A 25,080-nucleotide genomic window follows, 5' to 3' on the forward strand; every position below is an offset into this window, starting at 1 on the left:
CTGGTTGAAGGAGTGCCGGGCGGTGGCGACACGCTTCGACAAGCTGGCCGTCAATTACCTGGCCACGGTGCAATGGGCCATGGTGCAGCGATACTTGCGACTGCTGACGGCATGAGTCAGCCCATCAGACAGAGCCTAGGCCACCGGCGATCGTGCCGCCCGCCCCGCCCGTTTCGCGCCAATCGCGACCTGCGGATCAGTCGAGGCGGGAGACCGCCCCGTCATTGTCCCAGGCCGGGTCAACCCCGGGTTCCGCCCGTGAGGGATCCGATTCGATCCCATTAAATCGTTGTAAATATTGACAATTTGAACTCGTCGCATTATTTTTCCGATGCGTTTGAGTCCACGACTGATATCCTGCCTGGTACGTCGCGGATGCCGTCGTCCTCTATGTTCGCCGATCGAACCGCAGTGGCACGCCCCGCGTCGCATGACCTAGCCCGACACTCGGAAGGAGTTCGATGTGAGACGAAAGTTCATCTCCCTAGCCGTTGCCTCGCTGATCGTCCTCGGTCCGGCCTCGACGGTCGACGCGGATTTTTTCACGATCAGCGACCCCCGCGCCAACCTCCCCAACGGGCAGGGTTATACTTCGGGGACCAGGCTCCTCGCGATCCCCGGGGATCAGTTTGACCTGATCACGTCCCTTCCCGACGCGGGCGTGACTTTTTCCATCCCCTTGATGATCCTGGACGTGCCCGATGGATGGGCGACGTGGGCGGGCCCCCCGATCACCGAGACGGACACGCCGCGGGTCCTCTACAGCGACGGGCTGACGCAGGTAACGCTCACTTTCGCCGATCCGCTCAGCGTCTTCGGGTTCGAGCTGCAGCCGAATCAGTTCGGGCCGTTCACATTCACGGCCACGTTCTTCAACGGTGCCGACGAGGTCTATCAAGTCTCGCGCGACGTGGGCGGCGATGCCGGGGCGCTGCTGTTCGCGGCCGCGACCACCGCCTTGACACCCGCCTTCACGAGCGTGCGGATCAGCGGCTCCCAGGACTTCGGAATCGCCCAACTCCGGTTCGCGCCGGCCGAGGTGGTCCCGGAGCCCAACTCGCTCATGCTGCTCGCCGCGGCCGCGGCCACGGGGGCGCTGGTGGCCGCGTCGTCCGGCCATCGCCGTCGCCGCGAGCCCCCCGGAGCCTAGCACTTACCCGAGCCCCATTGCACCCGAGAGGATCACCGCGATGTTCTTCAATTTTCCGCTCCCGCCGCGCCGGCCGACCACGCGATCCCGCGATCGTCGCCGCGCCCGCGCCGGCATCCGATTCCGATGCGGCGACTTCGACCCGCTGGAGCAGCGGGTGGTGCCGAGCCTGGCCTGGGTCGCGTATGGCGATGCGAGCGTATCGGGCGACACCATCACGATGGGCACCCCGGGCGACGCCAGCGACATTCAGCAGTCGGGCTTCCATGGCGCTTCCGCCAAGTTATCGCCCGGCCGGGACTATCAGATCACGTTCGATTACGACCTGAGCACCTGGGACGCTTACAACAACGATAGCGACGGCGGAGGCTTCTGGGACTCCTTCTCCGTGAGCGTCACGGGCGTCCCGTATCCCCAGCTATCCATCCTGAACGATCCTCTGCAGTTCCCGTTCGTATGGGGCGGCGATTCGTACACGGACGGCGCGCTCGAGCAGACGAACGGGACCAGGACGATCACCGTGAGATTCAACGTCAAGCGGGAGTATTACCTGAACGTCGTCCTCGACACGACGACGTCTCCCACGGCGGACTCGGCCTATCCGTCCTGGGGCTCGGTCACGGTGCGGCTGGCCGACCTCACGGTCGACGACTTCAACTATTCGTTCCCGACCTCCAGCGGCACCACCCTAGAGAACGAGATCATCCCTATCAACACCGCCATCACGGTCTCCGGCGTGGTGAGGAACGAGGGCCAGGCCGACGCCGGGCCCTTCTCGGTCGGCTTTTATATATCGACCGACAGCACCATCAACCCGGCCACGGATCGGCTGATTAAGATCGTCGCGAACGTGCCAAGCCTGGCCGTCGGCCAGAGTTACCAGATCCACGACCTGGTGACCCTCCCGTTGAACCTGCCGACGGCCTACTTCGGTGAGGTCTGGGTCGGCCTGGCGGTCGACGCAGCGAACGCCGTGACCGAGTCGGACGAGACCAACAACTGGGACCGCGAGCCCACGCTGTCATTCGGCGACCTGAACAAGCGCGAAGCCCAGCTCTACGACGCGCGGGCGGGGGACGGGTACGTTATGGATCCCACGAGCGGCGCGAGGCGACGTTTCCCGACGCGCGCCGACGCCGAGGCGTACCTGATCGCCAACGGCTTCACCCCGCCAGGGCTCCTCGACGCCGGCTGGTCGCGGCCCGTGCCTTCCGCCTTCTCGCGGTTCGACGGCTCGGCTCGCCCGGCCGGCGCGTTCCGCATGCAGGCCGGGATCCAGCCCCGGCCCGCAGGCTATTTCGAGATCTATATCCAGGGGGGGGAGCCTGGCTATAACCCGGCCAATCTGGCTAACCCGTTCGGCGAGCCGAGCCCACTCTACGCCACGAGCAATCCATTCGATTTGAGGTGGCTCAACTACGTGCGTCGGTACCATCTGGAAATCTTCTGAGGGCCTTCAGGACCCGCGTCCCCCGGACCGGGGGGCGCGGCGTCCCGAGCTCTACTCGGCTCCGACACCCTCGTCGCGTCGGCCCTCTACGTCGAAGGCGGTCCCGCCCCGATTCAGACCCGTTCGAGGACGAGGCTGGCGTTCTGGCCGCCGAAGCCGAAGCTGTTGGACATCGCGGCGCGGAGGGGGAGCTCGCGGGCCGTGTTGGGGACGTAGTCCAGGTCGCAGTCGGGGTCGGGGGTGGCGAGGTTGATGGTCGGCGGGACGACGCCCCGCTCCAACGCCATCGCGGTGGCGGCGGCCTCGACCGCGCCCGAGGCGCCGATGAGGTGGCCGATCATCGACTTCTGGCTGCTCATCGGGATCGACGGCGCGCGATGGCCGAAGACCCGCTTGACGGCCACGGTCTCCATCAGGTCGTTCAGTCGGGTGCTGGTCCCGTGGGCGTTGATGTAGTCGACCTCGGCGGGGTCGAGCTTGGCCTCGCGGAGCGCGGAGGTCATGGACAGCGACGCCCCCTTCCCCTCGGGCTCGGGGCGGGTGATGCCGAAGGCATCGAACGACGAGCCGTAGCCGGTGACCTCGGCGTAGATCCGCGCCCCGCGGCGCTTGGCGCGGCGGTAGCTCTCCAGGAAGAGGACCGCGGCGCCCTCCCCCATCACGAAGCCGTCGCGGTCGGCGTCGAAGGGGCGCGAGACCTCCTTGGGGGGCCGGACGGACGCGCTGACGGCCTTCATCGCGGAGTAGGCCACCAGGAGCTGCGGGTCGAGGCGGCTGTCGCAGCCGCCGGCGAGCATCACGTCGGCGTCGCCACGGGCGATCAGGCGGAAGGCCTCGCCCACCGCCTGGGTGCCGGCGGCGCACGCGGTGACGATCGTGTTGTTCGGGCCCATCGCGTGGTGCAGGATCGAGATGTGGGCCGCCGCCATGTTCGGCAGGTGCTGCAACAACCAGAGCGGGAAGATCGACTCCGACCGCGAGGCCGCGAAGCGGGCCATGTCGAAGCGGCCGTCATCGCCCAGGCCGGCGCGCATCGGGCCGACCAACTCGTCGACGTCGACCGGCGTGATCCCGGTGCCCATGCAGACGCCGAAGCGGGACGGGTCGAGCTTCCCCGCCTCGACCCCGGAATCCTCCACGGCCATCGCCGCCGCGCCCACGGCGAACCGCATGGCGCGGCTCATCAGCTTGCCGTTCTTCTTGTGCTGGCCCAGGTACGGCGTGACGTCGAAGCCCTTGACCTCGCCGGCGATCTTGATCGGCAGGCCGGTCGTGTCGAAGCTCTCGATGTAGCCGACGCCCGACCGACCCTCGGCGATCGCCTCGGCGAACTCCCGAGACCCGACGCCGTTGGGCGCGACGATGCCAATTCCTGTGATCACCACGCGGTGCATGTTTCCCACCCTCACCTGGTGCCCGACGTTCTCGCGGCGTGGGATTCCCGAAACGACCTCCTAGCTCCCTCTCCACACGTCCACGACGGGGCCTCCAGCCCGTCGCGTCGACCCGGCGGCCCCGCCGCCGGTCGAAAACCGCGGCGATCCCCCCGGCCCCGCCACACCCCTGCCGGTCGGTGCGACGGGCCGCCAGGCGTCACGCCTTGCCCTGCCATGTCAATTTATCACGACCTTCAAGGGGTTGCAAACGCCTGCCAAAGAATAGGGGAGTTGGGGAAACTTGGCAATGGTCGCCGGCAAAGGTACGACGATCGCCAGGGTCCGCCGTCGGGTCTGGGTCCGGCCTGGTGAGCTTGCTCGGAAGCCGGCCGGACGGCATAGTCGATTGAGCGTATCGGCCCGCCGGCCGGGGCAAGATGAGCGGGGAGGGGCGTCGACCCGCCGGTCGGGTCGACGTCGCACGGGATACGCGGTTCGCGCGGCCGAGGTCGCGCCAGCGATCCCTATCGAAGAAAGCGAAAGGTCCGAGAATGCCACTATCTCTGGCGGAGCGCGCGGGCTTGATCGAGCCCTCGGCCACCATCGCGATGGGTACCGAGGCGCGGAAGCTGAAGGCTCGCGGGGTCGCGGTCCTGGACTTCGCCCTGGGCGAGCCCGATTTCGACACCCCGGCCAACATCCAGGAAGCCGCCATCCGCGCCATGCGGGAGGGCAAGACCCACTACACGCCCCCCGCCGGCATCCCGGAGCTGCGCGAGGCCGTCGCCGCGGTCTACACCGATCACCACGGCGTGAAGACCGACGCGGCGCAGGTGGTCGTCTCCAACGGCGCCAAGCACGCCATCCACAACGCGCTGATGGCCGTCTGCGGGCCGGGGGACGAAGTCGTCATCCCCTCCCCTTACTGGGTCAGCTACTCCGACCTGGTGAAGCTCACCGGCGCGACCCCTGTCCTGGTGCCGACGCCGGAATCGGCCGGCTTCAAGATGACCGTCGAGCAGTTCCGGGCGGCGGTCACCCCCCGGACCAAGCTGCTGATGATCAACAGCCCGTCCAACCCGACCGGCGTGGTCTACGAGCGCTCGGAGTTGGCCGCGCTGGCCGAGGAGGTCCTCAAGACCGACGTCGGCGTCCTCTCCGACGAGATCTACGAACAGCTCACCTACGGCGACGCGAAGCCGACCTGCTTCGCCGGCCTCCATCCCGACCTGCCGGCCCGGACGATCACCGTCTCCGGCGTCAGCAAGACCTACGCGATGACCGGCTGGCGGATCGGCTGGACCGTCGCCCCGCCGGCGGTCTCCAAGTTCATCGGCGACCTCCAGAGCCAGGAGACCAGCAACCCCTGCTCCGTCAGCCAGTACGCGGCCATCGAGGCCATCACCGGCCCGCAGGACTCCGTCAAGGAGATGAAGGCGCAGTTCACCAGGCGACGGGCCTATGTCCTGGAGCGGATCGAGAAGCTGCCGGGCGTCACCTGCCTCCCCCCCGGCGGCGCGTTCTACGCGTTCATGAACGTCGCCTCCCACTTCGGCCGCGTGCTCGGGGGCAAGCAGGTGGACGACTCCACCTCGTTCTGCCTCACGGCGTTGAGCCAGGCCAACGTGGCCCTGGTGATGGGCTCGGCGTTCGGGGCCGAGGGCTTCGCCCGCATGTCGTTCGCGACCGACCTGGCGACCCTGGAGAAGGGATTCGACGCCCTGGAGAAATTCCTCGCAAGTTGAGCGGCCCCGGCGCCGATGAAAGAGAATCGGAGGGGTGTGGGATCCGCTCGGAGCCCGCGCCCCGGCCGATCTCTCTTGTGCGGGCCGGCGACCTGAGCTAAGGTGCGGCCCCCTCGCGAGTGCATCTCTTCCCGATCGTCCGCGCCCATCCGTCAATCCCCCCGGCCGAGCGATCGACCGGGCCAGTCGAGGAAAGTCGGACCCCATGAAGGCCCAGGCCGCGTTTCGGATGCTGATCGCGCTCGCGGCCGTGGCCGGCCTCGCCGGCTGCCGCGCGGCCGGGTCGCCGAGGACGAACCGGCCGCCGGCCGCCCCGGACATCCAGGCGTCGTCGTTCCAGCTCGACGAGTTCGTGCGCGAGCACAACCGCAACGCCCGGCTGATCCAGACGATCAACGCCAAGCCCTCCATCACCGTCTCGATGGCCTCGCCCGAAGGCGGCAAGCCGGTGGGGGGCGGCCTCGACGGCCGGCTCCTGGTCTCCCAGCCCCACGACTTCAAGCTGCTGGTCCAGCGCCCGGTGACGACCGGCAACGTCGCGGACATCGGCTCGAACGAGCACGAATTCTGGTTCTGGGTGAAGGAGAACGCGGACAAGGGCATCTACCGATGCGCCTACGACGACCTCGCCCAGAGCAACCTCAAGGCGACCTATCAGCCGGACTGGATCGTCACCGCGATGGGCCTGAAGCCGATCACCCGCGAGGAGGCGGCCTCGGCGCGGATTACCCCGGGCGACCGCCCCGGCCTCAGCGTGGTGAAGCTGCCCCCCTCGCGCGACCCGGCCGCGGCCTACGTCCGCGAGATGATCGTCGACGAGAAGGCCAACCGCCTCGTCGGCTTCCGCGCGTACGACCGCGACGGCAAGACCTTGCTGGGCGAGGCCACGATCCAGAAGTACTACGACGTGACCCTCAAGGCCGACGCCGACGCCGAGCCCGGGACCGATCCCGACGCGACGAAGACCGAGGCCGCCGGCCACATCCCCGACCAGTTTCGGCTGCACTGGGTCGACGAGAAATTGACCCTGGACATCGCCATGACCAGCCGCGTGTCCAACCGGTACTTCGGCCCGAAGATCAACGCCGAGTTCTCCCAGGAGGCCCTCGCCGAGTTCGCCCCGCCCAGGGTCACCGGCTATGAGTCGATCGACCTGGCCGAGCTGGGCCGCGACGCCCCTCGCGGCGAGCACGGCGCGGGGGATACCACGGTCCGCGAGAGCATGCCCCCGCCGGAGCCCGTGCCGCCCCCGTCGCGTCGGGGCGCCTCCTCGGATCGCGGAGAAGGGGCCGGTGTGCGGCTCGGGCCCCCGGTCGAGATCCGTGGCGCCCGCCTCCAATCGGCCGACGAGGACGACGAGGCCCCGCGCGTCAGACGCTCGGCCCCCGCTCCGGCACCGCGACGCGGCGGCCGGCGCTCCGTCGCGCCCGCCGCCGCCGACTCGTTCCTGCTCCCGGTCGACCAGGAGGTGATCGGTCCCGCCGCCGCCCGGCCGCCGCGATCGCCTTTCCAGCAGGCCGCGGCCGAGCCCCTCATCCACCGCCCGGCCGCCGAGTTCTGATCTCGGCCGAAGCCGGGCGATCTCGACCCGCTCAGACGGCGACGTCCGTGGGGGTCAGCGCCTTCTGGATGGCCTTCCAGCCCAGCAGCCCGCACTTCATGCGGGTGGGGGTCAGCGGCATCCCGAGCAGCTTGACGACGTCCGCGGGGCCGAGCTGGAGGGCTTCCTGGACGGTCGCCCCTTCGAGCCGCTCCGCGACCAGCGAGGTGGCGGCCTGGCTGATGACGCACCCCTTGCCGTCGAACCGAACCTCCTGGATGCGGTCTCCTTCCACGGTCAGCTCGACGTGGATCTGATCGCCGCAGAAGGGGTTGTCCAGGTCGCAGGCGTGGTCGGGCCGATCGAGCCGCCCTCGGTACGGCGACGAATAGTAATGGTCCAGGATCTCTTCCCGGTACAGCGGGTCGTCCATTCAGCGGCTCCATGGCGACGGCGGGGCGTTCAACGCCGCCGAAGCATCGTCTTGATCGAGCCCAGCGCCTCGGCCAGCAGATCGATCTCTTCCGTCGTATTGTACAGGGCGAAGCTCGCCCGCGCGGAGGCCGGAATGCCCAGCCTCGCGTGCAGCGGCATGGCGCAGTGGTGCCCCGCCCGGATCGCGATGCCGTAACGGTCCAGCAGGTGCGACAGGTCGTGGGGGTGCGTCCCGTCCATCGTGAAGCCGACGATGGGCCCCTTCCCCGCCGTGCCCCAGGGCCCCAGCAGGCGGAACCCCTCGACCTCCCTCAGCCTCGCGTGAGCGTGGTCGATCAGCGTTCGCTCGTGCCGGGCGACGGCGTCGGCGTCCAGCGACTCGATGTACTCGATCGCCGCCCCCAGGCCGATCACCTCCGCGATGGGGGGCGTGCCGGCCTCGAACTTGTCGGGCAGCTCGTTCCAGACGGCGCGGTCGCGCTCGACGCGGAGGACCATGTTCCCGCCGCCGAGCACCGGCTCCATCGCCTCCAGGAGTTCGCGTTTCCCGTAGAGGACGCCGACCCCCGTCGGGCCGAACACCTTGTGCCCGGAGAAGGCCGCGAAGTCGACCCCCATCCTCGCCACGTCCAGCCGCTCGTGCGCCAGGCTCTGCGCCGCGTCGATCAGCACGCGGGCCCCCCGGTCCCGGGCGCGGCGGACGATCTCCTCGATCGGCGGCCGGACCCCGGAGACGTTCGACATCCCCGTCGTGGCGACCATCCGGACCCGGCCGTCGTCGAACAGTCGGTCGAAGGAGTCCAGGTCGTATTCCAGGTCGTCGTTGAGGGCGACGTAACGCAGGACCGCGCCGGTCTCGGCCGCGATCATCTGCCAGGGGACGAGGTTGGCATGGTGCTCCAGCTCGCTGACGACGATCGCGTCGCCGGGCCGGAGGGCCATCTTGCCCCACGACCGCGCCACCAGGTTGATCGCCTCGGTCGTCCCCCGCGTGAAGATGACCTGGGCCGGGTCGTCGACGCCGAGGAAAAGGGCGATGCGGGCCCTGGCCCCCTCGAACGCCTCGGTGGCGCGCTCGCTCAGCACGTGCAGCCCGCGATGGACGTTCGCCGGGTACTCGGCCATGCACTCGCGGACGGACTCGATCACCGTCGACGGCTTCAGGGCCGTCGCCGCGGAATCGAAGTAGCGCAACGGGACCCCCGGGCGCGCCTCCTCGGCCAGCGGAGGGAAATTCCCCCTCGCCTTCGCCACGTCCAGCCCCGGCCCCCGCACCGCCGCCGCGTCCGCCATCCGATCGCGCCTCCCAACCTTCATCCCCCGGTCCAATTCCTCATTATACCCGCGATCACCCCACGCCGCGCTCTTCGCCGCTCGGACCACCGGGGTCGAAGGGTGGATCCACGGCCGGTCGGTTACGTCGGAATCTTCTTTCATTTCTGTGTTGACAGTATAAGCTAGATTCAACGGCCGGCGACGAAGTCCGGCACCGAGGGACCGCGATCCACCGACGACATCCCCTTCCTGTCGGCGCGGCCCCGGGCGATGGAGCCTGATCCGATGTGCGAGGAATGTCGGTTCGACGCGGACGCGATGGACGCCGGTCGGGAGCGGATCTATGGATTCCTGGCGTCGGTGCTGTCGCACCCCGACGCCGGGATGTGGGGCCGCGCGACCGATCCCAGGGCCCAGCGCGAGGACGTGGCGACCGTGGACGCGATCCGCCGGGCGTCGGCCGCCTGGGGAGCCGAGCCGGGCGACGCCGCCACCGACGCGGACCTGGACCTCCGCTCGCTAATGGTTGGGTTGTGCCGGCCGATGGCCTCGCTCAAGGTGGATTACGACCGGTTCTTCGTCAAGTCGAGGCGGGTCTCGCATTCTCCCCTGGAGATGGACCACAAGGGGGCGTGGCGGAAGCGGCGGCCGGAGAAGGCGCTCCTGGAACTTCGGAGGGAGTACGAGGCGGCCGGGTGCCCCGATCGCGAATGGATGCCCACGCGGGACGACCACGCCTCTCGGGAGCTGGGTTTCATGGCATGGCTGATCGCGAGGTCGCGGATCCAGAGGCGGCTGGTCTGCCTCGGGGGCGCGTCGGCGGCGGTCCTGCGCGGTTGTGACCTTGCCCAACTCCATTTCTTCGGCCATCATCTGGCCGGCTGGCTCCCCGACCTCGCCGCGGCGTTGCGGGAATTCGAGGGCGGGGGCTGCCTTGAGGAGCTTGGGCGGTTCCTGGCCGCCTGGATCAACCTGGAACGGCGGTATCTGGAGGCCGAGCCGCGCTTCGCCGAGACGGCGCCCCCGGCTCGCGGGAGGCCGACGTCCCGGCCCCGAGCCGCCCTCGCCTAGGCGGCGCCGTCCCGGGGAGTCGAAGGAAGGCAAGGAGGTCGTTGCGATGGACTTCGAATACTCGGCCGATCAGCGCAAGTGGCACGACGCCGCCGTCGCCTTCGCGCGCGAGCACCTGGTCGACCCCGACTCGCTCGGCCGCGACCGCCGCGCCGAGTTCTGGCGCGAGGGCTACGAGCGGTGCGCGAAGTTCGGCGCCGCCGGCCTGCCCGTCCCCAAGGAGTACGGCGGCCAGGGGGAGGAGATCGCCACGGCCGTCGCCGCGATGGAGGGCCTGGGCTACGCCTGCCCGGACACCGGGCTCCTCTTCTCGCTGAACGCCTCGCTCTGGACGATCACGATGCCGATCCTCGTCTTCGGCGACGAGGCCCAGAAGCAACGCTATCTCCCCCCCCTCTGCGACGGCCGCTCCTTCGGCGCCAACGGCGCCAGCGAGCCCGAGGCCGGCTCGGACATCTTCAGCATGAAGACCCGCGCCGAGCGCAAGGGGGACAAGTGGATCGTCAACGGGCGCAAGATCTGGATCACCGGCGGCCCCGTCGCCGACGTCTTCCTCTTCTTCGCCACCACCGACCCGACCAAGGGGGTCCTGGGGATCACCGCGTTCCTCGTCGAAGCCGGAACCCCCGGCTTCCAGGTCGTCCGCGACATCCAGAAGCTCGGCATGCGCACCGCCCCCATGGGCGAGCTGGTCTTCGAGAACGTCGAACTCCCCGCCGAGGCCCTCCTGGGCCGCGAGGGCCGGGGCTCGCGCATCTTCAACCAGGCGCTCGAATGGGAGCGAGGCGCGATCCTCGCCAGCGTCGTCGGGACGATGCAGCGCCAGGTGGAGCGCTGCATCGAGCGGGCGCGCAAGCGGAAGCAGTTCGGCCAGTCGATCGGCAAGTTCCAATCGGTGTCGAACCGGATCGTGGACATGCTGACGCGGGTCGAGACCAGCCGCTACATGGTCCATCGCTACGCCTGGCTCAAGAAGCAGGGCAAGGACGCGACCATCGCGGCCTCGATGGCGAAGCTCCACGTCTCCGAGTGCTTCGCCCAGAACAGCCTCGACGCCGTGCGGATCTTCGGCGCGCAGGGCTACACCGAGGAAGAGGGGCTGGAGCGCGACGTCCGCGACAGCACCGGCGGCGTGCTGTTCTCCGGCACCAACGACATCCAGCGCAACATCATCGCCCAGCATCTCCGGATCTGACCGGCGAGGCGTACCCGCGGACGGCCGCCGCGAGCGCCCTCGCCGCGCCGCGGCCGGCCTCGTCCGACGCGCATTCCATCGCGGCCATCGCCTGCTCCAGCGCCGGGTCGGCCTTCGCGTCGTCCTGCTCCAGGACGGCGAGGCCGTAGCGGGCCTCGAACAGGCCCGGCTCGGCCTCGATCGCCTTGAGGTATTGCCGCCGCGCGTCGTCGAGACGGCCTTCGACCAACGAGCAGACGGCGAGCCTTGCGTCGCGGAGAGCCGGGCGGGGGACGTCGACGGCCGCCTGGAGATGTTGCCGCGCCCGCTCGGGCTCCCCCAGGTGGAGCAGCAGGGTGGAGAGTCGCGCGACGATGTTCCAGTCGGCCTTGCCCGGCGGGTAGGCCGATTCGAGCAGCCGGACGGCCGTCTCGACGCGCCCGAGTTCCAGCTCGCGGTCGACGGCCCGGTCCAACTCGTCGAGGTTCTTCCACGAGGTCGGCGGGGGCTGGGCCAGGCGGCGGTCGATCTGATCGATCATGGGGACGGCCGCCTCGATCACCCCGCGCTGGCGGGAGTTGATCGGCGACAGCCCCGCCACCCGAGCGAGCACGGGCCGCAACGCCTCCACCATGTCGCGATTCTGATAGGACTGCTGGAGCAGCGCGAGCGTGAGGAAGTCGCGCGGGTTGATCGCCGCCGCGCGTTTCAGGGCGTAGGTCGCCCGCGCCGGGGAGAGGTCGAAGATCGGGTCGAACGGGGCGCGACAGCGCGCGGCGGGGCCGGTGGAGTCGCGGATCATCTCCGTGTAACCGATCGACTTCCACCCCTCCAGCGAGCCCGGATCGGTCGAGACGACCCGCCGGGCGTAGTCGAGCGCCAGCCAGCCGAAGGGGCGCGCGAGGTCGCCCCGCCCCGCCGCCCCCAGGAAGTTGGCGTAGTTCCTCGTCGCCTTGGAGGCCGCGATCAGCTCGGCCGTCCCCCGCGGCTCGGATTCGGCCGAGGGCCGGAAGTGACGGGCACCGAAGTCGACCTCATGCTCGTCGACGAACTCGCGATACGAATCGTGGACGAACACCGAGGCGATGGGGTCGAACCAGACGCACCGCCAGCGCGAGTTCGCCAGCACCCCCGCGCCGACCTCGCTGTTGTGCTCGTGGTCGGCGATGACCGTGGGCCGCCCCTGGGACTCCAGGTCGGCCATCCCCGCGGGGTCGCCGCTGCTCAGCCGATTCTTGAGTTCCAGGTAGCGGCTGTACAACTCGACGCCGGTCACTTCGAGCCGAGGGTCGGTGAAGACCGTCTTGCCCGGCTCGCCGGGCGCCTCGGGGCTGTATTCATGGATGTACAGGGCGGCGTGGCCGTTGTGGAAGGTCACGCAGCGGTCGGGCGATCCCGGCAGGCCGGACATCTTCACGGCGGCGTGGGGGAACATGAGGGCTTCCTCGCCCCAGCCGAGGCGTCGGCCCTCGCCGGCCCAGGCGTAGAAGCCCCCGCTCCCGACCGCGAACGTCAGCAGGATCAACGCCAGTAGCGCGACGACGCGAGGGCGGACCCCGGCGACATGCCCGGCGTCGCCGCCGTCCGGGACGGGCCGCTTCCGGCGAGTCCCGGCCCACTCGGCGAAGTTCCACGCCGTCACCGCGCCGACCACCGCCGCGAACTGGTGGCTGTTGCGCGTGGCCTGGAAGCTCAGGAGCGAGAACGCCGCGAACAGCAGGAGTCGGAAGACGCTGATCCGCCAGCCGTCGTCCGGCGCGTCGGCCGGGGCCGTCGGCTTCCTGGCGCGCGTCGGCCTGGTTCCCTTCGGCTCCTTGCCCTTCTTGCTTCGCTTCGCCGGCGGCTCATCGATCGGCTCGGGCGTGCTCCCGCGAATTCGCGAGGCCGCCGCGGAGAGGATCGGGACGATGAAGCTGAGCGCCCCCAGCGCCAGCGCCGCGAACTGGATCTGGAGCGGGACGACCCCCCAGCCGCTCTCGGCGATGAAGTCCGGGATGGGCTTCAGTTCCGCGATCGTGGCGCTGAACTTCGGGCTCCCCATCGTCGATGCCAGTTCCAGCGGATAGAGCGCCCCCCGAATCCCGTAAGGGTTGACCAGGCACGCCGCGGCCGTCGCCGCCGAGGCGGGGACCACCGTCGTCCACCACCGCCGCCTCACCATCGAGAACGCCCCGCGACGCAGCGCGGCGTCGATCAGCGCGAAGGCCAGCACGATCGGCCCGAGGATGAACAGGCCGTGCGAGTTCACCCACGCCATCTGCGCGAAGGGTAAGAACCACGCGAGCCGCGGCCTCCGATCCCAGCGGATCAGGACCGCCAGGAAGCACGCGAGATAGAACAGCGTCATCGTCTCCGGCCGGATATACATGCGGCCGGAGAGGACCAGCAGCGCCGGCAGCCACGCCAGGACCATGGCCCAGACGGGCCAGGTCCGCTTGCGAGCGGTAATGAGCAGGAGCATCGCGGCGCACGTAATCGCGCACTTGGCGAACGTCAGCGCCGGGACGCCGCCGCGCTCGTGGATCCAGCTCATGCCGACCTGGAACAGCCAGTGGAGGTCGATCCACGGCTGACCTTCGCGCGTGTATGTGTAGAAGTCGACGCGGGGGATCTCGCCGGACTTCCGGATCAGGTCGCCGGTCCGCAGGTGCCAGTAGAAATCGGCCGTGTCCCGGAGCTGGAAGACCCCCAGCAGGAACACCAGGGCCAGGAAAAAGGCGACCAGGACGGCGTCGAACAGCCGCAGGCCCCCGGAGGCCGCCTCGGGGCCCACCGACCCGGCCGGCCGGGGAGGCCGCGACCTGGAAGACGACGCTGCGCGACCCTCGGACATCGACCGGCCCCCGACCCTCGTTGAGCCGGGCGCGGCGCGATCCGGCCCGGTCCCCGAGTGTACCACCGCGGCGGGGACCGGGTCGAGTTGGGGGACCGCCTCAGTTCAGGTCGAGCCAGTTCACCGCGCTGGTGTACTGCGACATGGGCGGGCTGGTCCGGGGTGCGTAGTAGTTGTTCCGTCGCGTCGGGTAGGCGAAGGGGGACAGACGCGGCATGTTGGGGGTGGTGGTGGTCGTTCCCGTGACCGGGCGGAGGACGCCGTCATACCCGCGGCTGTAAGTCACGACCGGGGCCGCCACCGAGCGGAACGCCGAGACCGGGCCGTTGAGCGACATGGTGGTGTCGCCGTAGAGGCCCAACGGGGAGTAACCCCCGGCCACCGGGGCCGATCCCCCCACCATAATGTAGGGGGTCGGCTCGAAGGTCCCGAGCGTCGGCCGGGGATCGACGTAATCCTGGGCCAGGCACGGGGCGGCCGCGCACGCGAGGACGGCGGCCGTCGAGAGTAGAGCGCGGCGGAGGGGCGATCGGAGCGTGGCGAATCTCATGGTGGCATCCTCAAGTCGTACGGGACGGGGCCCCCTGATCCGGGCCCCGTCGGCCGTTCGATGCGACGGCTTGAGGAAATCTACATGACAATCCCGCGCCGGCCTCCCGAATTCGCGGCCATTGCCGGATTCGAGGGTCCGGTCAGAGCGAATGGCGCGATCGCGGCATCAGCCCGTGCAGCTCGTCGAGCACGCGGGCGACCGCGGAGCCGACCGGCGAATGCAGCAGGTCGTGGAGCTTGGACATCAGCTCCCCCTCGCGATGCAGCACGCTCTCGTGCGACGGCAGCGACGAGGCGCGGCCCGGATCCGCCGCCGGGCGAACGTGATCGCGGTGGTCCTCGACGTGACGAGTCCCCGTCGGCCCCTGCACGGCCGGCGGCAGCGTCAGCGGGCCCCCCTCTCCGGGGAGCCATCGGTCCACGCTCCGCGAGGCGAAGCCGGCCGCCGGACGGCGATCGACCTGCGCGGCCGCCTGGGACTCGTTCTCCTCGCCGAGCAGGGCATCCATCGAGACGTCCAGCGCCACGGCGATCCGACGCAGCGTCCCGGCCCTCGGCAGGCCCGTCTTGCCGCTCTCGATCTGATAAAGCGCCGTCCGCGAGATCTCGGCCCTGTTGGCCAGCTCGTCCGGGCCCCATCCCTTGGCGTATCGAAAATCACGCACGCGTTGAGCCAAAGTCATCGTCGTCGCCTCCGACGCATGGATTATCGTCTTGGAAGAACCCGGGCCGCTCGCGTGTCGCCGATTCGATCGCGGATCGAGGGACGTACGGCGTCGCTCCGATCTAGTTCAACGCAGGTGAACCCGCGAGAACTTCTTGTACAAAACGAAGCAGCGCCTGTCAAGATAATCCGGCGGTCACGCCAAGTAAGAGGGCTTCTGGTTCGATCGACCGACCTCTCAATGAGCCGACGTGAACGTGCCCCGTGGCGACGACGCCCCAAACGGAGCGGAAGCGGCATGAGGGATCGCGATTGCGACCCATCCGCGCCCACGACCACCGTTCGCGAACGATCCGCGTCATTGCACGGTAGCACGAGCTATGTAATGTCAAGCACGACGGGAAGAGAGGGGCGGACGCCCGCCAGCTCTCATAAGATTATAGGCGACGAAAGCCGCGAAGGCGAACTACCTTACCTTGACATCGCCAAAATTTCCCGCTCGCGTCGTTCACGATTTGCCGTCGAGTTCCTTGAGGATCCCGACCAATAGCTGCGGATCTCGCCTCTCCATCAGGTGGACGATTCGCGACTCGGGGAACTCCACCTTGCGCAACGCGTCCTCGACTCGCTTCCAGAGCCGGTCCTTCTGTTTGCCTTCGGCAAGGTAGAGGTCGGAGGCCAACTCGGACAGTCGCTGGAACGCGATGGCGTCGAAGTTCCGGTAGTACCGGTCGATGATCTTCTTCTGGTACGGTGTGTGATCGCTCATGGAGGTCCAGCCTCGTTCAACCATCGTCGGGGTCGATGGGATCATTATAGCGTCGGGCGAGTCGAGGCCGCCGGGTCGGCCACGAGCGGGCTCGACCCGGCGAGTCGGCTTCATGGGGCTCAGTGGGCGCCGCTCATCACCTCGTCCTGGTCGGCGGCCGCGGCCGAGTTGGCGCGGTCGGCCGCGACGCCGTCAAGATAATCCTCCAGGCCGCGGCCCAGCCGCCCGGAGAGCCTGGGGCCCCCCTGCTCCGACGGCACGCTGACGACCGCGCGGGGCGCGACGATCGGCGTCGGCGTGCCGAGCCTCGTGGCCGACGAGTAGTCGACCTTCAGCCCGGAAGACGCCGCGAGAGGCGCCCCGGGGATCGAGACGCTTGCCGGGGTGGCGGTCCCGAGCGCGCCGCCGGCCTGGGCCGGGACGGCGAGGGCCACCGGGGCGGCCATCGGGGCGGCGGCCTGGCGGTCGAAGATGCTCCAGTCGAGGATGGCCTCGGGGTTCGAGGAGGCCAGGCGCCGCAGCGAGTTGTACTGCGACTCGTTGCCGCGGTTCATCAGGAACTTCAGCCGGCCGCCGACCTGCGCCGAGTTCGGGACGTTCACCACCTGATTCTGGGTGATGATGGTCTGCCCGTCGTACGTGGCCCCCGTGAAGGTCAGCGTCTGGAGGCCCGGCTCGGCCTGGATGTCGCTGGCCTTGAAGACGAAGACCTGGGCCCCGTACGGGTTGCGCGGGAACTGGTAGGGCTTGGTGGCGACCGGCTTGGCGCCGTTCAGGTCGACCGTGGCCGGGTCGATGGTCGACGGGTCGAAGCCCGAGGTCCCCTGGACGTAGACCCGCACCAGGCCGTCGTGGGCCGTGTCGATGATGCGGTGCTCGTGCGGGTTGATGTGGATCGGCGGCGAGATCGGCGGGCAGACCTCCGGCTGGGGAGTGGCCGCGCCGATCAGCACCGGCTGCAGGGGGAACAGGGCCTCGGTGATCGGCAGGTCGACGCCCGAGCCGCCGAACGCCCCCACCTTGATCACGGAGTTCGCCGTCAGGGGCGAGCCGGTGATCGACTCGTAGAGCGTGTCGAAGTTGATGATCGACAGCTCCATGTTGGGGTGGTTGGGGTCGTTCTGGGTATAGATGTTGCCCTGGAACTGCGGGAGCTGGGTCCCGAAGGTCGGGATGACGTTGGGAGCGGCCTGGATCGCCTCCGCGACCTGGAAGGTCTTGGGTGCCTGGCCCGACGGCACGGCCTGGGAGAACCCGGCGACGATCTGCCCGGTATTCGCGCCGATAAAGTCGACGTAAACCCCCATGTACTCGCTTCCGCCGAAGTCAGCCGGGTCCTGGAACGCCGGGAAGAGTCCGGTGGGAGGGGATACGCTGGTATTGCTGATAAGAGGGTTGACGGTTCCCCAATTTCCGTTATTGTCGGCGTCGCTCGCGATCACGTCCCGGCCGAGCGGGTCGAACGGGTTCGTGGGCTGGTTGATGCCGACGGAGAGCGTCCCGCCGTTGTCCGGGGTGTACGTCACGCGGAGTTCGTCGATGTCGAACCCCGACACGCCCACCAGCGGCTGCAACGACGCAGGCATGGTGGGATGCATGACGCTCGGGTTGTCGGGTAGGACCACGACGCCTGGAACTTTTGTAGCGGGAAAATCGATTGCGACGTTTCCCGTGAAGGCCACAGTGAGCATTTGCCGATGATCAAGCTGTTCCATCATGACGCCGGCGGTCCGGACCGACCGACCGCGACCCCCGCGGCGGCGCCAGGTGCGGACGGCTTGCAGCAGTCTTTCAAATAGCGACATCGCGCCTTCGTCCTTTCTAGCGGAATTCCGACTCCCTACGAGGGGGGCGGTGGTGAGCCGATCGCGAGCGAGCCGGGGGCGTTCCCCGGTCATTCCCGTCGGCTGGAAACAGCGAATCGATCCCTCAACTTGACCATCTGGCTGAGTCGTGGTTTGCACGCCAGGCCCTGGTCGCATCAACGCCTGGCTTGATCGTCCCGGCCGACGCGAGGAATGCGTCGAGCCCCACCCGGCACCCGCGGGACGAAACGACCATACGTGGAAGGAGTCTCGTCATGGTTCACCGTCGCATGGGCCTTTGGGGCCTCGCCCTCGGGGCCCTCATCGCCTCCAATCCCGCGCCGAGCTACGGCATCCCGGTCAACCTGACCGGCAACGTCGAGAAGGACTTCGTCGCCGGAGCCGGGGACACCCACACCGGCAAGGTCTACGTCATGCCCGTCTCGGACACCCCGGATCGGGTCGGCCAGGCCGACTGGATCACCAACAACGGTTGGGTCTCCGGCTGGAACGTGAAGGACATCCGCTTCAGCTACGCCGAGGACTCGACCGGCAAGAACTCGCTGGCCATCGGCATCAACACGTGGGCCAACAAGGCCGGGCAGCACGCCCCGTTCGGGCAGGCCAACGGCGACCCCTTGGGGACCCCCACGGCCTACGACCCCGCGCACATGGGGGCGAACACCCCCACCAGCGACAAGTCGATCGCCCTGGTCTTCGCCAAGCAGAACCCGAACGACGTCAACAAGCCGGGCGAGATCGTCGCCATCGCCGGCATCCCGGCCGACAAGTCGCTCAACGGCCCGGGGATCAACGGCTACACCGTCTCCTCGGTCGACATGAGCCGCGCCTCCGGCGGGCTGGCCTACATGTTCGGCAAGACCATGCCGGAGTACATGGGGAACCTGGCCTACGACCCCTCCCCCTCGCACCCGCAGCTCGAGTTCACCGTCAAGAACTTCAAGGAGCTGCTCGGCCTGACCAACAAGGGCGGCGGCTTCTGGGTGACGGCGTACGCGGGCTCGGCCCTCGACGGCGTGGCCGGCGAGACCTACCTCAACTGGACCTTCGTGCCGGGCACGGAGCTGGTCCCACAGATTCCCGTCCCCGAGCCGGCCGCCGTGCTGGCCTGGGCGCTCATCGGTGGCGCGGTGGCCTGGAAGGCCCGCCGGCGTCCCGCCCGGGGTCGTGCCTGAGAATTGTCGGGCGAGCGGCGACATAGTACGCATCCTTGCGCGAGGCGGCGGCCCATTCCGTGGGTCGCCGCCTTTTTCATCGGTCCCGCCGACCGGCCGGTTTCCTCCCTTTCCCGGCTCCCGGGCATCGCGACGCCTCGCCGTCGCCATGGCCATTGCGACCCGCCCAACCCCACCACCAACGCTGACCCCCGGCCCCGCCCCGCCTGCCCTCCCCGACCTTCGAAAACGAAACGGGCGTCCGGCTCCGAGGGGAGCGAGACGCCCGGGGATGATCCACTCGAAGGTTCCGACTCAATGCAGGCGGGTCGCCTTGCCCACGACGACGATCCGCTCGCGAAGGCGGTCGCCGGTCAGCATGTTCAGCGCGGCCTCGAGCGCGAGTTGCTTCGTGTACCGGGTGCGGACCTCTCCGCGGACCTCGACTCGTCCCAGGGACTCCTCGACCTCCAGATTCCGGATCCGACCGTGAGTTGACCGCAAGATCTGGTCCGCCACCCGCTCCGTCAACGGCGTCAGCTCGATCAGTTGCATGGTCAGGCTCCACCTAATTTGGCAGCGATGGTCACATCAACGCAAGCACCCTGGCCGGACGTCGAGACGGTTCACACCTTTCCCAGGATGACTCGAACCGGCGAGATCTCCAAGGAAAAACCGGATGATTTGCTCCGAATTCCCCCGGCGCGCCAATTCAAAAAGGCTGCATTTCCCGGACCATCGGCCGTCTACGTCGTCGGACTGACCGGCGCATTAAGGCATGCATCGCGGCCTTGCCGGCAGGCCACGCCGCCCCGCGATGGTTATCCTCGTGGCCCTCGACGAGACCGGGGCCACGCAAGCCTAGTCACATCCCGAAGTTGGGTAGCGGCCCGGCTTACGGAGTCCATGCATTCGCGCCCGTGATCCTAGTCGCGACGAGGGCTCGCGATCCGCACGAGGAGCATCTCCAGGATTACGCGCGGGGGGAGTTGGCTGCCCCCCTTCACGTCGAGGTCGGCCTGGAGCAGCTCGGCGGGGAGGCGATCGACCCGGGACGGGCCGAGATGGGCATGCTGCTTCCCCATCGATTGCGCGAAGTAGGCATTGATCCCCAGCGCCTGGCAGGCTTCCGCCAGGGTCATCCGCGCCGCGCGGAGGCGTCCGGTGTGATGGAGCTTCAGCAGGCTGGAGGCCATCCGGGCCAGCAGGCCGACGGGATGCTCGCCGCTGGCGATCAGGTCGTCCAGCAGCTTGGTCGCCCGCGCCCCCTCTCCCTCGGCCGCGGCGTTGACCACGTCCCAGATCTGCTCCAGCCGGCCCGACTCGACGAACTTCGCCACGTCCTCGCGGCGAATCTCCCCCGTGTGCGCCGTGGCCACGGAAAGCTTCTCGACCTCCGCGACCAGCAGGCCGGGCTCCGGGCCGATCAGTTCCAGCAGCAGGCGAGCCGCGTCGGTCCCGAGCTTGGATCCGGCGAGCTTCGCCTGGACCGGCAGCCACTGGAGGAGGTCGGCCTCCTTCGGGCTGGAGCAGTCGATCGCCTCGCCGATCTTCGCGGCCGACTTCGCCAGTCGCGTGTTCCCCGGCCAGGCCTTCACCGCCAGGATCAAACTGCCGGACGAGCTGGGGGCCTCGACGTAGGCCTCCAGCTCCTTGCGATACGCGGTGACGAATGGGTCGGCCTCTTCCACCAGCGCGACGCGCCGCTTGGAGAAGAACGGCAGGGTCCGAAGCTCGTCGACCACGTCGGCCAGCTTCGCTGAAACGCCCTCGAACCGGGCCACGCCGACGTCGGCCTCGTCGTCGGGGATCTCCTCGCGGATCGCCTTGCGGATCGACTCGCGACGGAGGAACGGGTCGTCGCCGAACACGACGTACAGGGGCCTACCCCCGCCCCCCGGCTTCGCCTTCAGCCACTCCAGCGCGCGCATCGTCGGCCCTCCCATGACCCGGACATCCTCCCAGAATCCCCCGCGCCTGGCGAGGCCGATCGGCCCCCCCTTGACCTGGCCCGTAAACCGGCTAGGATTTCATTAAAACACCCGTTTGAAACGATCGTTTGATTGGGCGGGGCGAGCATGTCGAGTCCAGACGCGACGAAGGATCGGCTGATCGAGGCGGCGGGGCGGGAGTTCGCCGAGAAGGGTTACGACTCGGCGCGGATCCGGACGATCTGCGAACGCGCGGGGGCCAACCTGGCGGCGGTGAACTACCACTTCGGCGACAAGCAGGGGCTCTATCGGACCGTCCTGACGGAGGCGTATCGGCGGCGGAGCACGACGGTCACGCCGGATCTCGGCGACCTGCCCCCCGCGGAGAAGCTGCGGCGTTTCATCCGCTTCTTCGTCGAGCAGGTGGTCGTCGGCGAGGACGACGGGGAATGGCGGCTGCCGCTGATCCTGCGGGAACTGTTCGACCCGACCCCGGCGCTTGACGACGTGATCGACGGGTGGATCCGGCCGCGGTTCGAGCTGCTCGGGTCGATCCTCCGCGAGATCCGCCCGGGGGTCGACGAGCGGCGGCTGGCCGCGCTCTGCTTCAGCGTGGTCGGCCAGTGCATCGTCCATCGCATCACGATGAAGGTCTCCGGCCGGCTGCTCGGCCCCGGGAATCCGGGGTGCCTGGACGCGGATTATCTGTCGGACCACGTTGCGGATTTCACCCTGGCGGCGCTGGGCCTGGGCCCCCCGGCCGGCATGGGCGGGCCCGCCAGGGAGTGAGGAGCGAGCCATGGCGTGGATCGCGATCAAGATGCTGGTGGGCGACCGGGCGAAGTTCGTCGGGATCGTCCTCGGCCTTACGTTCGCGTCGGCGCTCATGACCCAGCAAGGGTCGATCTTCTGCGGGATGCTGCTCCGCACCGGCGCGCTGATCTCGGACGTCGCCGGCGACGACCTGTGGGTGATGGACCCCGGCGTCCAGTTCGTGGACGACGTCAGGCCGATGCGGGAGAGCGAGCTGGATCGCGTGCGCGGCGTGCCGGGCGTGAAGTGGGCCGTGCCTCTGTACAAGGGGAACGGGCGGGTCCGGCTCACGTTCAACCCCGACGACCTGAAGGAGAAGACGTATTCCCCTGACCGCCTCCGGAACGATCGCCGCGAGTCGGCGCGGCCTTCGGCTCCTTCGAACATCTTCACCAGGGGCCTGAACCTGTTCGTGCGGGGCGCGGGGGATCTGGACTCGCCCCCCCCTCGCTGGTACACCCCGGACGACGTGAACGTGGTGGAGACGGTGGTCCTCGTGGGCGTCGACGACGTCTCGATGATCGGGGCCCCGGCGCGGGGCGCGATGGTCGGTCCCGGGCCCAGGGGTCGGATGTGGGTCGGGCGGCCGGAGGACCTCCGCCGGCCCGACGCGATCCTCGTCGATCGCGTGGGCCTGCGTCGACTCTTCCCGGGCTGCCGCCTGGAGAAGCCCTTCGACGACCCGCCCGAGTCCGAGGAGGCCTACCTCGCGCGGCTGGAAGCGTTCGTCCGCGCGGCCCCCGAGATCGAGATGAACGACCGTCGCGCCGTGATCGTCGGAGTCTGCGAGGCGACCCGGACGTTCCAGTCGAACCCGGTGGTCTTCACGCTCTACAGCCGGGCCAAGCGGTTCATGCCGATGGAGCGGAAGATGCTCACGTTCATCCTGGCCCGGACCGGCAAGGACGCCGACGGCGCGTCGCCCGTCGCCGCCGAGGTCGCCGAGCGGATCCGCGAGCGGACCGGCCTGGCGGCGTGGACCGGACGCGAGTTCGCCTTCCGGACGATCAAGTATTATTTGATCTACACGGGGATCCCGATCAACTTCGGCGTGACGGTGACGCTGGGCTTCCTGGTGGGGACGGCCATCGCCGGTCAGACGTTCTACAACTTCACGATCGAGAACCTCAAGCAGTTCGGCTCGCTGAAGGCGATGGGGGCGTCGAACGTCCAGATCGTCGGCATGATCCTGCTCCAGGCGTCTTTGGCCGGCTCGCTCGGCTACGGGCTGGGCGTCGGCCTGTCGGCGCTGTTCGGGATGAAGACGCTCGACCGCTGGGGGAACTCGACCGAGCTGGCCTCCTTCACCCCCTGGCAACTGCTCCCCATCACGGCGACGGCGATCGCCCTGATCTGCGTCCTGGCGAGCCTCGTCAGCGCCCAGCGCGTGCTGCGCCTGGAGCCGGCGGTCGTCTTCCGGAGTTGAACACCATGGCCATCGACCCCACGCCGACCGCCCCGCCCCCCGCCGTGCGGATCCGCGGCCTCTCGAAACGCTTCGGCTCGGGCGAGCGGGAGGTGAAGGCGCTCGACGGCGTGGACCTCGACTTCCAGGCCGGCAAGCTGTCGCTCATCGTCGGCCCGTCGGGCTGCGGCAAGACGACGCTCCTGTCGGTGGTCGCCGGCATCCTCGACGCCGACGCCGGCGAGGTCTCCATCTTCGGCGAGACGATCACGAGCATGGGCGACCGCGCCAGGACCCGGTTCCGGGCCCGCCGCATCGGCTTCGTCTTCCAGCAGTACAACCTGCTCCCGGCTCTGACGGCCGCCGAGAACGCGTCGATCCCGCTGGTCATCGCCGGCTGGAGGAAGGCCCCCGCGGTCGCGAGGGCGGCGGAGGTCCTGGCCTCGATCGGCATGGCCGGGAAGGTTGACAGCCTGCCGGCGCAGCTCTCCGGCGGGCAGATGCAGCGCGTGGCGATCGCGAGGGCGCTCGTCCATGACCCCAGCCTGCTGGTCTGCGACGAGCCGACCGCGGCTCTCGATCACGAGTCCGGCCTGGCGGTGATGGGGCTGCTGCGGCATGCGGCCGACCAGCCCGACCGCGCCGTCCTGGTCGTGACCCACGACAACCGCGTCTTCCACCTCGGGGATCGGATCGCCCACATGGACGACGGCCGCGTCGCCCGGGTCGAAGACCGCGGCCCGGATCTCTCGGCCGCCTGAATCACCCCGGAGAGGAGCCTCGCGATGTTCACGCGCTACGTGCTGCCGGCCCTGGCGTTGCTCGGCCTCGCCCTGGCGATCCGCGGGGCCCTCCCGTACGACCTCCGCCTGGAGGCCGGGCGGCCCGTGCTCAGGAGCACGGCCCGGCCCGCCTCGCCCCCCGTCGCCCCGCCGCCGGCGGCGCCCTCGCGATTCGCGGAGGTGGTCCACGGGCTCGGGCTGGTCGAATCGAGGCGCGAGGACATCCCGATCGGGACGCCCGCCCCCGGCGTCGTGATGGAGGTGTTCGTCGACGGCCGGCCCGACTTCGACCCGCCGCACAAGCGGGTCGGCGACCACGTCGCGAAGGGGGACCCGCTGTTCCGCGTCGACGGCCGCGAGCTGGAGGCCGAGCTGAAGGTCCACGAGGCCGCGCTCGTCGCGGCGGAGGCCCAGCTCCGGCGCCTCGAGAAGATGCCGCGCCCCGAGGACGTCCCACCGCTCCTCGCCGCGGTGGAGGAGGCCGAGGCCCGCCTGCTCGACGCCGACGCCGCCCTCGCGAGGAGCACCCGGCTCCACCAGCGGAACATGCTCGCCGCCAGCGACTACGACCGCGACCGCTACGCCCGCGCCGTCGCCTCCGCCGCGCTCGACCGCGCCCGGGCCGACCTGGACAAGCTGAACGCCGGCGCGTGGGAGGAGGACCTCGCGGTCCAGCGGGCCGCCGTCCTCCAGGCACGCGGCCAGGTCGAGCGGACCCGGCTCCTGATCGACCGCCTGGTGATCCGCGCCCCCGTCGACGGCGAAATCCTCCAGGTCAACGTGCGCCCGGGACAGATCGCCACCCTCGCCTGGAAGGAGCCGATGATCGTGCTGGGCGAGGTCGACCGGCTCCACATCCGGGTCGACGTCGACGAGAGCGACCTGGCGCGGTTCCGACCGGGCGCCCCGGGCGTGGCGACGCTCCAGGGCCGGCCCGAGCCCGAATTCCCGCTCCAGTTCGTCCGCGTCGAGCCCTACGTCGTGCCGAAACGCTCGCTGGCCGGCGACAACACCGAGCGCGTCGACACCCGCGTCCTGCGGGTCATCTACGCGCTGCCGGAAGCTCCCCCGGCCAAGGTGTACGTGGGCCAACGCATGGACGTCTTCATCGACGCCGGCGAGCCCCGGTGAGATT

21 protein-coding genes are annotated in these 25,080 nt (G+C 69.3%); 11 read left to right on the forward strand and 10 right to left on the reverse strand.

What is annotated here, in order from left to right; genetic code table 11:
- The first annotated feature begins 463 nt into the window (after window positions 1-463).
- Entirely contained in the window at window positions 464-1,150 is a 687-nt protein-coding gene (locus tag WG209_RS20085; RefSeq protein ID WP_337176874.1) for a hypothetical protein, read from the forward strand.
- 40 nt (window positions 1,151-1,190) lie between these two features.
- Window positions 1,191-2,600, forward strand: a complete 1,410-nt coding sequence (locus WG209_RS20090) for a CARDB domain-containing protein (protein WP_337176875.1) — start codon at window positions 1,191-1,193, stop codon at window positions 2,598-2,600.
- Between the two features lie 113 nt (window positions 2,601-2,713).
- Here WG209_RS20090 and WG209_RS20095 read toward each other — a convergent pair whose 3' ends face one another.
- Window positions 2,714-3,994: a beta-ketoacyl-[acyl-carrier-protein] synthase family protein gene (locus WG209_RS20095; protein ID WP_337176876.1), complete on the reverse strand. Its 1,281-nt coding sequence runs from the start codon at window positions 3,992-3,994 to the stop codon at window positions 2,714-2,716.
- Window positions 3,995-4,557: 563 nt separating this feature from the next.
- Between WG209_RS20095 and WG209_RS20100 the strand changes: the two genes are divergently transcribed.
- Both WG209_RS20100 and WG209_RS20105 read left to right on the forward strand, forming a co-directional pair.
- A complete protein-coding gene (locus WG209_RS20100) occupies window positions 4,558-5,721 on the forward strand; it encodes a pyridoxal phosphate-dependent aminotransferase (RefSeq protein ID WP_337176877.1) in 1,164 nt (387 codons plus the stop codon).
- A 205-nt stretch (window positions 5,722-5,926) separates the two neighbouring features.
- Window positions 5,927-7,282 carry a hypothetical protein gene (locus WG209_RS20105; RefSeq protein WP_337176878.1) on the forward strand — a complete coding sequence of 452 codons (1,356 nt, stop codon included), beginning with the start codon at window positions 5,927-5,929 and terminating at the stop codon, window positions 7,280-7,282.
- A gap of 31 nt (window positions 7,283-7,313) precedes the next feature.
- Here WG209_RS20105 and WG209_RS20110 read toward each other — a convergent pair whose 3' ends face one another.
- Both WG209_RS20110 and WG209_RS20115 read right to left on the reverse strand, forming a co-directional pair.
- Window positions 7,314-7,694 carry an SUF system NifU family Fe-S cluster assembly protein gene (locus tag WG209_RS20110; RefSeq protein WP_337176879.1) on the reverse strand — a complete coding sequence of 127 codons (381 nt, stop codon included), beginning with the start codon at window positions 7,692-7,694 and terminating at the stop codon, window positions 7,314-7,316.
- 29 nt (window positions 7,695-7,723) lie between these two features.
- On the reverse strand, window positions 7,724-8,989 hold the full coding sequence (locus WG209_RS20115) for a SufS family cysteine desulfurase (protein ID WP_337176880.1): 1,266 nt from the start codon (window positions 8,987-8,989) through the stop codon (window positions 7,724-7,726).
- 267 nt (window positions 8,990-9,256) lie between these two features.
- Here WG209_RS20115 and WG209_RS20120 point away from each other — a divergent pair, with 267 nt between their 5' ends.
- A complete protein-coding gene (locus WG209_RS20120; protein ID WP_337176881.1) occupies window positions 9,257-10,042 on the forward strand; it encodes a molecular chaperone TorD family protein in 786 nt (261 codons plus the stop codon).
- Window positions 10,043-10,088: 46 nt separating this feature from the next.
- Window positions 10,089-11,237 carry an acyl-CoA dehydrogenase family protein gene (locus WG209_RS20125; protein ID WP_337176882.1) on the forward strand — a complete coding sequence of 383 codons (1,149 nt, stop codon included), beginning with the start codon at window positions 10,089-10,091 and terminating at the stop codon, window positions 11,235-11,237.
- Here the strand turns inward: WG209_RS20125 and WG209_RS20130 are convergent.
- The 5 genes from WG209_RS20130 to WG209_RS20150 all read right to left on the reverse strand — a co-directional run bounded on the left by WG209_RS20130 (window position 11,212) and on the right by WG209_RS20150 (window position 17,632).
- A complete protein-coding gene (locus WG209_RS20130; protein WP_337176883.1) occupies window positions 11,212-14,049 on the reverse strand; it encodes a hypothetical protein in 2,838 nt (945 codons plus the stop codon). The two genes, WG209_RS20125 and WG209_RS20130, sit on opposite strands and share 26 nt — an antisense overlap.
- Before the next feature lie 100 nt (window positions 14,050-14,149).
- The gene (locus WG209_RS20135) at window positions 14,150-14,599 is read right to left on the reverse strand and encodes a hypothetical protein (protein ID WP_337176884.1); all 450 of its coding nucleotides are present in this window, start codon (window positions 14,597-14,599) and stop codon (window positions 14,150-14,152) included.
- 142 nt (window positions 14,600-14,741) lie between these two features.
- A complete protein-coding gene (locus WG209_RS20140) occupies window positions 14,742-15,284 on the reverse strand; it encodes a helix-turn-helix domain-containing protein (protein WP_337176885.1) in 543 nt (180 codons plus the stop codon).
- A 489-nt stretch (window positions 15,285-15,773) separates the two neighbouring features.
- The gene (locus WG209_RS20145) at window positions 15,774-16,034 is read right to left on the reverse strand and encodes a hypothetical protein (RefSeq protein WP_337176886.1); all 261 of its coding nucleotides are present in this window, start codon (window positions 16,032-16,034) and stop codon (window positions 15,774-15,776) included.
- A gap of 119 nt (window positions 16,035-16,153) precedes the next feature.
- Window positions 16,154-17,632 (reverse strand): hypothetical protein, encoded by a 1,479-nt coding sequence (locus WG209_RS20150; RefSeq protein WP_337176887.1) that lies wholly within the window; start codon window positions 17,630-17,632, stop codon window positions 16,154-16,156.
- A 482-nt stretch (window positions 17,633-18,114) separates the two neighbouring features.
- On the opposite strand from WG209_RS20150, the gene WG209_RS20155 reads away from it, so the two are divergent.
- A complete protein-coding gene (locus WG209_RS20155) occupies window positions 18,115-19,035 on the forward strand; it encodes a hypothetical protein (protein ID WP_337176888.1) in 921 nt (306 codons plus the stop codon).
- A 294-nt stretch (window positions 19,036-19,329) separates the two neighbouring features.
- Here the strand turns inward: WG209_RS20155 and WG209_RS20160 are convergent, their stop codons facing one another.
- Window positions 19,330-19,569, reverse strand: a complete 240-nt coding sequence (locus tag WG209_RS20160; RefSeq protein ID WP_337176889.1) for a BON domain-containing protein — start codon at window positions 19,567-19,569, stop codon at window positions 19,330-19,332.
- A gap of 371 nt (window positions 19,570-19,940) precedes the next feature.
- Complete coding sequence (gene holA / locus WG209_RS20165; RefSeq protein WP_337176890.1) at window positions 19,941-20,945, reverse strand: DNA polymerase III subunit delta; 1,005 nt, start codon at window positions 20,943-20,945, stop codon at window positions 19,941-19,943.
- Window positions 20,946-21,092: 147 nt separating this feature from the next.
- Between holA and WG209_RS20170 the strand changes: the two genes are divergently transcribed.
- From WG209_RS20170 to WG209_RS20185, 4 genes are read left to right on the forward strand one after another with little or no spacing between them, the layout of a single operon-like run.
- On the forward strand, window positions 21,093-21,734 hold the full coding sequence (locus tag WG209_RS20170) for a CerR family C-terminal domain-containing protein (protein WP_337176891.1): 642 nt from the start codon (window positions 21,093-21,095) through the stop codon (window positions 21,732-21,734).
- A gap of 10 nt (window positions 21,735-21,744) precedes the next feature.
- Window positions 21,745-23,184: an ABC transporter permease gene (locus tag WG209_RS20175; RefSeq protein ID WP_337176892.1), complete on the forward strand. Its 1,440-nt coding sequence runs from the start codon at window positions 21,745-21,747 to the stop codon at window positions 23,182-23,184.
- 5 nt (window positions 23,185-23,189) lie between these two features.
- Window positions 23,190-23,924, forward strand: a complete 735-nt coding sequence (locus WG209_RS20180; protein ID WP_337176893.1) for an ABC transporter ATP-binding protein — start codon at window positions 23,190-23,192, stop codon at window positions 23,922-23,924.
- A gap of 24 nt (window positions 23,925-23,948) precedes the next feature.
- Window positions 23,949-25,076, forward strand: a complete 1,128-nt coding sequence (locus tag WG209_RS20185; protein WP_337176894.1) for an HlyD family efflux transporter periplasmic adaptor subunit — start codon at window positions 23,949-23,951, stop codon at window positions 25,074-25,076.
- Window positions 25,077-25,080 lie beyond the last annotated feature (4 nt).

This window comes from Paludisphaera sp., from assembly GCF_037189885.1.
Lineage (GTDB): Bacteria > Planctomycetota > Planctomycetia > Isosphaerales > Isosphaeraceae > Paludisphaera.

What these genes read in the sequence shown, in the direction of transcription:
- WG209_RS20090 (WP_337176875.1), top strand. Translation starts at nt 1,191, where the DNA reads ATGTTCTTCAATTTTCCGCTCCCGCCGCGCCGGCCGACCACGCGATCC.
- WG209_RS20095 (WP_337176876.1), bottom strand. Translation starts at nt 3,994, where the DNA reads ATGCACCGCGTGGTGATCACAGGAATTGGCATCGTCGCGCCCAACGGC.
- WG209_RS20105 (WP_337176878.1), top strand. Translation starts at nt 5,927, where the DNA reads ATGAAGGCCCAGGCCGCGTTTCGGATGCTGATCGCGCTCGCGGCCGTG.
- WG209_RS20110 (WP_337176879.1), bottom strand. Translation starts at nt 7,694, where the DNA reads ATGGACGACCCGCTGTACCGGGAAGAGATCCTGGACCATTACTATTCG.
- WG209_RS20115 (WP_337176880.1), bottom strand. Translation starts at nt 8,989, where the DNA reads ATGGCGGACGCGGCGGCGGTGCGGGGGCCGGGGCTGGACGTGGCGAAG.
- WG209_RS20120 (WP_337176881.1), top strand. Translation starts at nt 9,257, where the DNA reads ATGTGCGAGGAATGTCGGTTCGACGCGGACGCGATGGACGCCGGTCGG.
- WG209_RS20125 (WP_337176882.1), top strand. Translation starts at nt 10,089, where the DNA reads ATGGACTTCGAATACTCGGCCGATCAGCGCAAGTGGCACGACGCCGCC.
- WG209_RS20130 (WP_337176883.1), bottom strand. Translation starts at nt 14,049, where the DNA reads ATGTCCGAGGGTCGCGCAGCGTCGTCTTCCAGGTCGCGGCCTCCCCGG.
- WG209_RS20135 (WP_337176884.1), bottom strand. Translation starts at nt 14,599, where the DNA reads ATGAGATTCGCCACGCTCCGATCGCCCCTCCGCCGCGCTCTACTCTCG.
- WG209_RS20140 (WP_337176885.1), bottom strand. Translation starts at nt 15,284, where the DNA reads ATGACTTTGGCTCAACGCGTGCGTGATTTTCGATACGCCAAGGGATGG.
- WG209_RS20145 (WP_337176886.1), bottom strand. Translation starts at nt 16,034, where the DNA reads ATGAGCGATCACACACCGTACCAGAAGAAGATCATCGACCGGTACTAC.
- WG209_RS20150 (WP_337176887.1), bottom strand. Translation starts at nt 17,632, where the DNA reads ATGCATCCCACCATGCCTGCGTCGTTGCAGCCGCTGGTGGGCGTGTCG.
- WG209_RS20155 (WP_337176888.1), top strand. Translation starts at nt 18,115, where the DNA reads ATGGTTCACCGTCGCATGGGCCTTTGGGGCCTCGCCCTCGGGGCCCTC.
- WG209_RS20160 (WP_337176889.1), bottom strand. Translation starts at nt 19,569, where the DNA reads ATGCAACTGATCGAGCTGACGCCGTTGACGGAGCGGGTGGCGGACCAG.
- holA (WP_337176890.1), bottom strand. Translation starts at nt 20,945, where the DNA reads ATGCGCGCGCTGGAGTGGCTGAAGGCGAAGCCGGGGGGCGGGGGTAGG.
- WG209_RS20170 (WP_337176891.1), top strand. Translation starts at nt 21,093, where the DNA reads ATGTCGAGTCCAGACGCGACGAAGGATCGGCTGATCGAGGCGGCGGGG.
- WG209_RS20175 (WP_337176892.1), top strand. Translation starts at nt 21,745, where the DNA reads ATGGCGTGGATCGCGATCAAGATGCTGGTGGGCGACCGGGCGAAGTTC.
- WG209_RS20180 (WP_337176893.1), top strand. Translation starts at nt 23,190, where the DNA reads ATGGCCATCGACCCCACGCCGACCGCCCCGCCCCCCGCCGTGCGGATC.
- WG209_RS20185 (WP_337176894.1), top strand. Translation starts at nt 23,949, where the DNA reads ATGTTCACGCGCTACGTGCTGCCGGCCCTGGCGTTGCTCGGCCTCGCC.